Annotated in this window: 9 protein-coding genes and 1 pseudogene; 4 read left to right on the top strand and 6 right to left on the bottom strand. The window is 63.5% G+C overall.

Features of this window, described 5'->3' with window-relative positions:
* From RIN79_RS16305 to RIN79_RS16295, 3 genes are all read right to left on the bottom strand, one after another.
* Positions 1-355: helix-turn-helix domain-containing protein (locus RIN79_RS16305; protein WP_309085733.1), on the bottom strand; the 355-nt coding region annotated here is incomplete at its 3' end.
* 190 nt (positions 356-545) lie between these two features.
* Positions 546-887 (bottom strand): hypothetical protein, encoded by a 342-nt coding sequence (locus tag RIN79_RS16300; RefSeq protein ID WP_309085732.1) that lies wholly within the window; start codon positions 885-887, stop codon positions 546-548.
* A gap of 164 nt (positions 888-1,051) precedes the next feature.
* The gene (locus RIN79_RS16295) at positions 1,052-2,200 is read right to left on the bottom strand and encodes a DJ-1/PfpI family protein (protein ID WP_309085731.1); all 1,149 of its coding nucleotides are present in this window, start codon (positions 2,198-2,200) and stop codon (positions 1,052-1,054) included.
* 131 nt (positions 2,201-2,331) lie between these two features.
* On the opposite strand from RIN79_RS16295, the gene RIN79_RS16290 reads away from it, so the two are divergent.
* Positions 2,332-3,309 (top strand): DJ-1/PfpI family protein, encoded by a 978-nt coding sequence (locus tag RIN79_RS16290; RefSeq protein ID WP_309085730.1) that lies wholly within the window; start codon positions 2,332-2,334, stop codon positions 3,307-3,309.
* A 15-nt stretch (positions 3,310-3,324) separates the two neighbouring features.
* Here the strand turns inward: RIN79_RS16290 and RIN79_RS16285 are convergent, their stop codons facing one another.
* Positions 3,325-4,962 (bottom strand): FAD-binding oxidoreductase, encoded by a 1,638-nt coding sequence (locus RIN79_RS16285; RefSeq protein WP_309085729.1) that lies wholly within the window; start codon positions 4,960-4,962, stop codon positions 3,325-3,327.
* A gap of 190 nt (positions 4,963-5,152) precedes the next feature.
* On the opposite strand from RIN79_RS16285, the gene RIN79_RS16280 reads away from it, so the two are divergent.
* On the top strand, positions 5,153-6,148 hold the full coding sequence (locus RIN79_RS16280) for a LytTR family transcriptional regulator DNA-binding domain-containing protein (protein WP_309085728.1): 996 nt from the start codon (positions 5,153-5,155) through the stop codon (positions 6,146-6,148).
* Positions 6,149-6,160: 12 nt separating this feature from the next.
* On the opposite strand, the gene RIN79_RS16275 is transcribed toward RIN79_RS16280, so the two are convergent.
* Positions 6,161-7,057: an AraC family transcriptional regulator gene (locus RIN79_RS16275; protein WP_309085727.1), complete on the bottom strand. Its 897-nt coding sequence runs from the start codon at positions 7,055-7,057 to the stop codon at positions 6,161-6,163.
* A 101-nt stretch (positions 7,058-7,158) separates the two neighbouring features.
* Here RIN79_RS16275 and RIN79_RS16270 point away from each other — a divergent pair, with 101 nt between their 5' ends.
* Together RIN79_RS16270 and RIN79_RS16265 are read left to right on the top strand one after the other, a co-directional pair.
* On the top strand, positions 7,159-8,613 hold the full coding sequence (locus RIN79_RS16270; RefSeq protein ID WP_309085726.1) for an alpha-glucosidase/alpha-galactosidase: 1,455 nt from the start codon (positions 7,159-7,161) through the stop codon (positions 8,611-8,613).
* A gap of 221 nt (positions 8,614-8,834) precedes the next feature.
* A pseudogene (locus RIN79_RS16265) lies at positions 8,835-9,046 on the top strand (VOC family protein); the annotation flags it as partial.
* An 83-nt stretch (positions 9,047-9,129) separates the two neighbouring features.
* Here RIN79_RS16265 and RIN79_RS16260 read toward each other — a convergent pair.
* Positions 9,130-10,500: an alpha-glucosidase/alpha-galactosidase gene (locus RIN79_RS16260; protein WP_309085725.1), complete on the bottom strand. Its 1,371-nt coding sequence runs from the start codon at positions 10,498-10,500 to the stop codon at positions 9,130-9,132.
* Positions 10,501-10,507 lie beyond the last annotated feature (7 nt).

Genomic DNA, 10,507 nt, shown 5'->3' with positions numbered 1-10,507 from the left:
TCTTGCAGGCCGTGTAGAGGCCGAGGGGCATGGCGACTTCGATCGTGTTGTCGGCTTTTGGCGGCAGCGTGTCCTTGAACACCACGAGGATTTCGTCGAACGTGGAATGGCAGATCTTCTGGTTGCCCTTGCGTGCCTTGACGGTCTCGTAGCGGATGAGCCCGCCCTCTTCCAGAATCTGAAGATTGGACGATACGGTCGATTGCGGAAGGGACAGCTCCCGGGCAATGTCATTGACATTCATCGACCCCTTCACATGCAAGAGCTTCAGCATCCTTGCCCTGACCGGCGAGGCAAGCCCCCTCAGCGTAGCCATGTTTTCTTCGGGGTCGACCAGCAGGAAATTGCGATTCATGAAGAAGTCACTGATGTTGGTATAGGGGTGGCCGCAGGCGTCCCGGACAGCCGGGAAGCATATCAAGAAGTTTGATCCTGTCGAATCGCAATCTGGCGTTCAGTCCGTCCGAGGCGGCGGCTGTCCCGATACCGCGCCTCGCCGCGTATTGTAGACGCGATTTGAAATGCCGACCTCATTGCTTCGAGGGTTAGAGCCGGCGCCTTGGCCGATAGGGGCTGTCCGGATTGACGTCCAAATCCACATCCTTGACGCAGCTTTGCGATTTCATATGAGTGGACCCTGCATGCCACCGACCGTCGCGAAGGCGGACATCCCTCACCCTTGCCACTTCCAGACACCTCCAATCGCCTTGCGGTGGAAGAGGACTGCTGCCTCCCCCGCCGAACTGGAAGACGAGTGACTTTTCCGCTCCATCCTTGTAGCCAAGGATGATCGGGCAGATCTCGCGCGGATAGCCGTCATAGGTGCACAGTATCTGCTTGCGCCCCCTCATCGCCGCCTCGAACAGCCGGTATGTCGCGCTCGGCATCCCATTCCTCCTGCATTCTTCATGCCGGCAAATAGAGGGAAGCGCGCGGGCGTCGAGAGGCAGACCGTACCGCCAGGTACGGTGCTACGCCCGCAGCTTGCCATACTTCGATGCGGGACGAAGGATAATCAGGTGGCAACGCGCGGAGGCTAGCCGCCACAAGCTCATTGCCCGGTGGCTAGTCGCGGATATTCGAGCTGCATGGCTACCACCTCGGCGGTGCGGGCCCCGTAACGGCTCCCGATTGCAAGGAGCGCCTCGTCCAAGGCTTCCGCTGGCTTGTGGCCCTCAAAGGCAATGAGCCGCTCCGTGGGCCAGTCGGTGCCCACCTGATCAGGAATGATGCGGAGGCCGCTGCGGCTCTGCACCGGACCTGCCGAACTCGCGAAGATCAGCACGCGCGACCGGTAGGTACGCGACCAGGCATCCGCGACCAGAGCGAGCGACACCTCGTCGATGCCGGGTTGAAGTCCGATGCCGAACTGCTCCCGGTTCCAAAAGGTGAGCATGTTGCCAAGCACGGTCAGGGCGAAGGGCCGCGTCAGCTTGAATGCGCTGCTGTCGTGACGTGCGTCCCATTGTGCAAGACCCAAATCGCGGGCGACACCTTCCGCCTTTTCCCGGCCCGCGATGGCCTCGATAAGGGTCAGCATCATCGGCATGGAGGCGGTGATGCCGGTCGTCGTCGCGACGCCCCGGTCCACCACCAGCCGCCGGTCCGCGACATAGGTAATCCCAGGCCTGCCCTCCAGCATCTCCTCGAGATAGTACCAGTGGCTTGTCGCTCGCCTGCCGTCGAGCAGCCCGGAGGCGGCTACCACCTTGGCTCCCGCACAGATGCCGACGATCATCGCGCCCTTCTGCGCCTGGCTCCTGATCCATGCGAGCGCCGCCGGGTCGTCATCGCGGCTCATGGCCGGAACGATGACGTAGTCGGCGCCATCCGGATGCTGGGCATCGAAATCGGCAGTCGTCGCATCCGGCTCGACTGTGAGCGCCGGATAGAGCTTAACCGGACCCGGACCGGTCGCCAGCATCACCACATCGGCTATATCGGCGCGCCGAAGGATACCGTAGGGCATGACATAGTCGGTTGTTTCGGTCGCGTTATTTATGCCGATGATCGCAATCAGGGGACGTTCCCGTTTGGGCGGCCGCAAGGCCTCAAGTGTCGCCTCGGCCTCTTGTCTGTCGATCGGCGGTGCGGCCGCCGCAGCCGGCCGAGACGGCAGGGAGAGAATCCATCCGCCGAAAATTGCCAGGGACAGGGCGACGATAACCAGGCCGCTCCAGAGGAAAAGCCGCTTCTTCATGGCGAGATCTCGGTCATTATCCCTTCGGTACCGGCACCTGCGCTCCCTCCCTGCGAAGCCAATGGCGCCGATTTGCCACACTAGCAGGCGAGAGGTGTGGCAGAATGACAAAACACTCATAGTTTCTGCCAATGCTGCACAGAATTGCGATTCTCGTCTATCCGGGATTTGAGATCCTCGACGCCACAGGGCCCGCATCGGTCTTCGCGGGCGCTAACCGAGCACTGGCAAACAGCGGCCGACCCCTATTTTACGCGATCGATATGGTCTCAGCTTGTGGAGGGCCGGTGACGAGCAGCAGCGGTGCGGCGCTGCAGACGCAGGCACTTGCGGACATGCCGCCGGAGCGTGTCGACACGCTTTTGCTCGCGGGCTCCGAGGCCGAGAGCCTACCTGCGGTGATGGCCGAGCCGGCGGTGCGGCAATGGGTGCCGCGCTGCGCCGAAGCGGCATCCCGGTTCGGTTCGATTTGCGCTGGCGCTTTCATCCTCGCCGCGCTCGGGCTCCTCGACGGCAAACGTGTCGCAACCCACTGGGACGCCTGCGCGCCGCTTGCAAGAATCTATCCCTCGGTCGCCGTGGATTCCGACGTGCTTTACGTGGTGGACGGCAAGATCTGGACCTCTGCAGGCGTGACGACCGGCATCGACATGGCCCTGGCGATGGTCGCCTGCGATCTCGGCAACGCATTGGCCGGACAGGTTGCCAAGCGCCTGGTCCTCTATGCGCGCCGCCCTGGCTATCAGTCTCAGTTCAGCCCGCTCCTGCAGGCGCAACTGAAGGCGGACGGTCCCTTCGCGGACCTCGTCACCTGGATTCAGGACAATCTCCATGAAGCATTGGACGTGCCGGGACTTGCCGCGCGCGCCGGCCTCAGCGAGCGGAGCTTCTACCGAAAGTTTCTTGCGGCGACCGGCCAGACGCCGGCTCGTTTCATCGAGACGCTTAGGCTGGATGCGGCGCGGATGCTGCTCGAGCGGGGGCTGCCGCTCAAGGCTATTTCCGCCAAGGTCGGCCTATCCCCCACCGCGCGCCTGACGCAGGTCTTCGAACGCCGGTTCGGCGTCTCGCCGAGGCTATTCCGTGAGATGCACACGGGCCCGGAGTGAATGCCGGCGTGGACCTCACGGCGCCGTCGCTCTCACAAATCCGTCCGGGCTCCAGCGCTCGCTCCCCACACCGTGGTGGACGACGAAGAGCCCGCCCGGATCGTATCGGTCCTTCACCGCAAGCAGCCTTGCATAATTCGGACCCCAGAAGGCTTCCTGCCAAGACTCCTCGAAGAAATTGCTTTCTGCCAGATAGGAGGCAGGCTGCGGCACGAGCGTGCGTACCGCGCCCATGGCCCTGTCGATCCGTTCCGCCACCCGCCGCGCGCCGGTCACATCCGGCTCGTGACCTGGAATGCCGGGATAGGCCGGCGGATCCTCGGCTGCGCTGATCAGCAGCGCAAAGGCATCGAGCGCTGCCGGATTGGTGGCCGTGTCGGCCGCGGCACCAACAACTTGGGCGGGAGCGCCGGCAAGGCCCTTGTTGAAATGCAGCGACAGGCTCCAGTGCCGGCTCGCCGTAAAGAGAGCTTCGGTCAAATCTCCCTGCCGGTGCTGCTCCAGGAGCGCGGCCGGAAGCCAGGCAGATTGGTAGGCCTGCAGCACCTGTCCCGCCTCTTCCAGATTGCCGGCCCAGAAGATATTGCCCCTCGGCGCCCCCGGCCGCTCGTCGGTCAGCGCCACGCCCTGGATCTGCTGCAGGAAATCCGGGTCCCAGAACCTGCGGGCCGGCGCAGCGAGAATGGTGGGCGGCGATGCAAGGCGGACGTCATGCGGCGAGGCGGCAAGCCCGTCGAAAAACGGACGCCAGACCGCTTCCGCCGCCTCCTGATCGAGCCCCTGAAACACCATCGCCAGGTCCATCACATTGCCTGGCCGGAACCTTACCTGCTCGCCCCAGTGCGGATTAAAAAGGGTGCTGCGATAAAATTCGAGGAAGCGTCCTATCAGTTGGCGAAAGGCGTCGTCCGAGGCCGCCTCGATCCTGGCAAAGACTGCGCCGAAATGGTCCGGCAGCGCGTGGGTGCGAAGCGTCATCTGTGTGACGACCCCGAAGCTCCCGCCACCACCGCCCTTGATGGCCCAGAACAGGTGGGGATTGCTGCATGAATTGGCGATGCGCACCTTTCCGTCGGCCGTAACGATCTCGGCTTCGATCAAGCTTGCCGCCGCCAGGCCGTAGCGCTTGGAAAAGCTGCCGAAGCCGCCGCTCTGGATGAGGCCCGCAACGCCCACTGTCAGGCAGCCGCCGCCCTGGACGTAGCGGCCCGCTTTTGTTGTCACGGCATCGTAGACATGGCCCCATAGGGCACCCGAGCCGACCGTGACCGCCGGTCGCGGCTCCTCCTTCCCCTCGCATCCCGCAGGAACGAAGCTGTCGTGCACGAGCACCGCGTTCATACGCCTCGTCCAGATCAGGAGAGAGTCGGCCGCATTCGACGTACCCTGATAGCTGTGACCGCCGCCCTTGACGACCAGGCGCAGATTATGTTCACGCGCGAAATTGACGGCGGCCAGGACATCGCCGGTCGTCTGCGCCGCTACGGCATAGACGCTCGGCCGTGATATCCAGGCGTCCACCCAGCCCAATGTCTGCGTCAAGCCGGGCTCGTCCCCGAGATAGTAGGGATTCTTCAGGTTTCTGAAAAGCTCCTCGCATCTGGCGCTCCCCGCCCCTTCGGCGCAGGCAACAAGCGGGGATTCTACCTCCATGAGCCTGCCGCCTACCGCGCGCTTGAGTGTCTCCCACTCCGCTTTCGTTGGCCAGCCGGGTTCGCCCGGCCGCGGGCGCGAGGTGGGTCCGGCTTGCGTGAACGGGGCGGCCAAAGCCCCCACCCCTCCACCGGCCAACAATGGCACCGCGGCCAGCTGGAGGAGATGTCTTCTATTCATCGGCGACTCCATGGATCTCATGTCAAACTATGGGGAAAAGCCTCTCTCCGGTGAACCGGGCAGGGACGAGGTGCAGACCGGCGGGATGAGCGGCGACGAGGAAGAGACCCAGTGCCGCCGCTTCCCGACGGGGCGCCGTTGGGGCATCATCACACCCATGTCTCCGCCTTCTGTTAGCGACGCCGAAGTGGACCGCCGCGTATTGCGGTCCGCAAGCTTGATCGCAGCGGCCTTCCTTGCGGGTGTGGCTTTGGTCAACGCGTTGACCCTGCTTACGGACGCCGCCCGGGCGGGACGCCCGCTCGACCCGCCGGTCCCCTGGATCCTGGAATATTCCAGCGTGACGGTGCTCGCCGCCCTCGTCCCGGTTTTGGCGCTCCTCGAGCGGCGCTTTCCGCTCAAGCCGGGCGCTTGGCGGGGCGCGCTCCTCGCCCATGCAACCGGCAGTGTGGTCTTCTCCGCCCTTCATATCTGCGGCATGATCGTGCTGCGGAAGATTGCCTACGCCGCCATTCTGGGGAAGAGCTACCGCTTTTTCGATGAGCCCTTGAGGGACCTTGCCTATGAATACCGCAAGGACCTGCTGACCTATGCAACGATCCTGCTGGTGCTTGCCCTGTTGCGCGGCGTGGAAGAGCGGCGGCGCGAGACGGCGCTTGCCCGGTCGGAGGCGCGGAAGACCGGCCGCCTCGTCTTCAAATCGGGCGGACGTACAGTTTGGCTGGATGCACGGTCGCTACATTGGGCCGAGGCCGCCGCCAACTATGTCGATGTCCGCGCAAACGGCGCCACCCATCTCCTGCGCATCAGCCTCACCGCCTTGGAGCAGCAGTTGCGCGCGGCGGGCGTGGACGTTGTGCGCGTACACCGGTCCAGGATCGTTAATCGAGCGAAGATCATGGAAATCATCCCCTCCCGCGACGGCGACTTTCACGTGCGGATGAGCGATGGCGCCGAGCTGAAAGGTTCTCGCAGATACCGGCATCTACTAAACCGTGCCAGCTGATATACCGCAAATTCAGCGCGCCAGCGGTGCGGGATCGAGAACGACGCCTCCGGGCGATCGTCCGGCTCTGCGGAAGGCGCCGGGGGAAACGCCGCGCGACCGGCGGAATGCTTTGGAAAAATAATTGGCGTCTGCAAAGCCGCAGGCCCGCGCAATCGCATGGACCGGGGTATCGGTCGCAAGCAGCAAACGCATGGCACGCTCCATGCGCCGCTCGAACAGGTATTCCGAAGGGGCTTGGCCGACAGCAGCCGTAAACAGCCGGACGAAATGCGCCCGGCTCAGGCCGGACGCGCTCGCAAGCATGGCGACATCGACAACCCGCCCGAGATTCTCCTCGACAAACCGCTGCGCCCGCAGGACGGGTGCGGGAAGATCGGGCAACTCGGAGGCTGTTCCAAATACCTCATCATAAAGCGCAGCAACTGCGGCGTAAGCCGCGGCGGAAATCGCGCCCGGCAGTTCCGCAACACCGGAGAGAAGCGCAAGGCAGGCGCCCGCGAGACGGTCAAGCGTAACCTGCCCCGGACGAAGGACGGGGCCTTCAGTGGATAAGATGGCGCCAGCAAGCCGGAGCGCTTCGCGGCCGGTCAGGATGATCCAAAAATATTCCCAGCTCTTGCGGCGCTCTAGCCAGTAGCGGTTGGCGTGGGGAAAGGTAAGCAGCATGGTCTCACCCGGACGAAGCACATGCAGCATGCCTGCATAATCGAGTCGTCCCTCGCCGGAAATCGTGTGCTGGATGAGCACGAAAGGCGCCGACCCACGCCTGAGGCCGTCCCAGGAATAGACCTCATTGACGCGCAACTCGTAGCCCGCGCCCGTCGCCATGCAGAAGAGCCCGACATCGCCCTTGGCCGGGGCGATGCGGCGCATGCCGTGGCCATGTTCAATCAGTTCCGACAGCACAAAATTACCCTTCCGCGCATAACCTTTCTCTACACGGTGGGATGTCGCGCGGCTAGTAATGCCGCAAAAATTGGATATGCCCTCGCGAGGAGGACCACCGCATGAGTTTCAAGGTCGCCATCATAGGCGCAGGCTCCATCGGCTTCACCAAGACGCTTGTCTCGGACCTGCTTAAGGTGCCGGAATTCGCCGACATCGAAATCGCGCTCACCGACATCAACGAACACAATCTCGATATGGTCCGTCAGATCATCGACAAGGTGGTCGCGGTGAACGAGCTGCCTGCCAGGGTCACCGCCACGGTGGACCGGCGCGCGGCGCTCGAAGGCGCGCGCTACATCATGAGCTGTGTGCGGGTGGGCGGCCTCGATGCCTTCGCCGCCGATATCGACATCCCGCTGAAATACGGTGTCGACCAATGCGTGGGCGACACGCTCTGCGCCGGCGGCATCATGTATGGCCAGCGCAACATCCCGGTCATTCTCGATTTCTGCCGGGACATTCGAGAGGTGGCGGAGTCGGGGGCTTTGTTCCTGAACTATGCCAACCCGATGGTGATGAACACTTGGGCGGCGCTGCAATACGGCCGAGTGAAGACGGTCGGTCTCTGCCACGGTGTGCAGCACGGCGCGCACCAGATCGCCCAGGTCCTTGGCGTGGAGGACGAGGAGCTCGATTACATCTGCAGCGGCATCAATCACCAGACCTGGTATATCGACCTGCGCGTGAACGGGCGGAAGATCGGCAAGGACGAGTTGATTGCCGCCTTCGAGCGCCATCCGGTCTATTCGAAGCAGGAGAAGCTGCGCATCGACGTGCTGAAACGCTTCGGCGTCTATTCGACCGAGAGCAACGGGCACCTGTCGGAATACCTGCCCTGGTATCGCAAGCGGGCCGACGAGATCGGCAAATGGATCGACACGAGCGAGTGGATCCATGGCGAGACGGGCGGGTATCTGCGCTACTGCACGGAACGGCGCAACTGGTTCGAGACCGACTTTCCAAGATTCCTGAGCGAGGCGGGAAAGCCGCTTTTGGAGCACAAGCGCACCAAGGAGCACGCGAGCCACATCATCGAGGCGCTGGAGACGGGACGCGTCTATCGCGGGCATTTCAACGTAAGGAACGGCGGCATCGTCACCAACCTGCCCGAGGACGCGATCGTCGAGAGCCCCGGCTTCGTGGACCGCTTTGGCATCAACATGGTGGAGGGCATCACGCTGCCGCTCGCCTGCGCTGCCACCTGCAATGCCTCCATTTCGGTCCAGCGGATGTCGGTGGAGGCGGCTATGACAGGCGACATCGATCTCCTGAAGCTCGCGATGCTGCACGACCCGCTGGTGGGCGCCGTCTGCACACCGGACGAGGTGTGGGCGATGGTGGACGAGATGGTGGTGGCCCAGGAGAAGTGGCTACCGCAATATGCAGATGCGATACCGGCCGCGCGGGAGCGGCTTGCGAAATCAACGGTGAAGACGCGCAACTGGCAGGGCGCGGCGCGCAAGCGCGTGCGGAGCGTGGAGGAGCTGCGGCAGCTGGCCGGCGCCCACCGGTAGGATGACCCTGAACCGCCGGTGACGCGGAGCCGTTCAGGCATGGATCCTCGGGTCAAGCCCGAGGATGACCAATGCGGGAAGGTCACCGCAAATCTCCAACGCCTGTGATTGGCGGAACAGCCTCGCCAACGTCATCCTCGGGCTTGACCCGAGGATCCATGCCTGACCATCGACACCGCTCCAGCGGTCGGCATCTTGGAGGGAGAGAACGCTGTTTTTCTGCGCAACTGCTCGTGGAGCCGGTGCGGGTGGCGCGTGCCAATTCGGGCGCACGGGTGCTGCTGACGATCAGGGTCGCCGATGTGGATGCCGTCTGCGCCGGCTTGCAGAGCCGCGGCGTTTTGAATGGCCCCGTCAGCCGCCCCCGGGGGCGGCGCACGGCCGCCTTTGCCCTTTCGGCCATGTCTGGGAAGTTGCCCAGGAGCTGAATTGATCGCCTGAACGGCTCCGTTGCAAAAAAAGCCCGGCGCGAGGCCGGGCAGTTCACCGGGAGGAAACTTGGTCAGACGGCGCGGCTCAGGCGACCTGGCGTTTGGGGCCAACGCGCGCCCATTCCGGCAGGAGATCGCCGTGGGCGGCGAGCAGGTCATCCGTCAGCGACCATATCTGATCGAGATCAAGCTCGGCCGCCGTGTGCGGATCCATCATGGCAGCGTGGTAGATGTGCTCGCGGTTCTCGGTCATGAGGGCTGCGACTGTGAGCTCCTGCACATTGATGTTGGTGCGGATCATTGCGGTGAGCTGCGGCGGCAGCTTGCCGACGACCGTCGGCTGGATGCCGTTCCAATCCACCAGGCATGGCACCTCGACGGCGCACCCTTCCGGCAGCGAGGTGACGTAGCCCTTGTTGGCGACGTTGCCGTAGATGACCGAGGGTTCGCCGGTCCAGACCGAGTTCAGGATCGAAGAGGCGTATTCGTGACTCGCCTTCACCTCGATACGCGCGGCATTGCGGTATTCCTCCGCCTGCTTGTTCCAGCGCTCGATCTGCTCCACGCACCGCTTCGGATACTCATCGAGCGGGATGCCGAATTTCTCGATCAGGTCGAGACGGTCGCGCTTGATGAACCAGGGCACGTATTCGGCGAAATGCTCCGAGCTCTCGGTGACGAAATAGCCGAGCCGCGTCAGCATCTCGTAGCGCACCTTGTTGGGGCAGCGTGGATTCCAGTGGCTGGGTTTTGGGAAGCGGCCCTCGCGATAGCCGCGGACGAGGTCCGGATAGAGATCGCGGTAGCTGCCATCCGGCATCTTCTCCTCGAAGGTGAGGTAGAAAGCCATGTGATTGATACCGCCGGCGCGGTAGCGGATCCGCTCGACCGGGATTTCCAGGTCGCGCGCGAGCTCCGACGCCGTGCCCTGTACCGAGTGGCAGAGGCCCACCTGGCGGATCGCCGGGTATTTTTCCGCGATTGCCCATGTGTTTATGGCCATGGGGTTCACGTATTGCAGCAGGATCGCCTGCGGGCAAACCTCCAGCATATCATCGCAGATCTTCCACAGATGCGGAACGGTACGGATGCCGCGCATGATGCCGCCGATGCCAAGCGTGTCGGCGATCGTCTGCCGCAGACCGTATTTCTTCGGCACCTCGAAGTCATTGACGGTGGCAGGCTGGTACCCGCCGATCTGGAAGGCGACGATGACGAAATCCGCCTTCTCGAGCGCCGCACGCTGGTCGGTATAGGTTTCGACCTTCGCCGGCACGCCGAGCGTCGAGGCCAGCTTGCCCGCAACAACGGCGCTCTCCTCCAGCCGCTGCGGATTCACATCCATGAGCGCGATGGTCGCGCCGCCCAGCGCCGGACGCTGCAGCACATCGCCGATGATGTTCTTCATGAAGACGGTCGAGCCGGCGCCGATGAATGCAATTTTTGGGTCTGCCATTTTCTTG

Origin of the sequence: Chelativorans sp., assembly GCF_031180965.1 — a bacterium.
In the GTDB taxonomy this organism is placed as follows: domain Bacteria; phylum Pseudomonadota; class Alphaproteobacteria; order Rhizobiales; family Rhizobiaceae; genus Chelativorans.
Note: the sequence above shows the minus strand (reverse complement) of the source record. Positions and strands in the feature narration are given on the sequence as shown.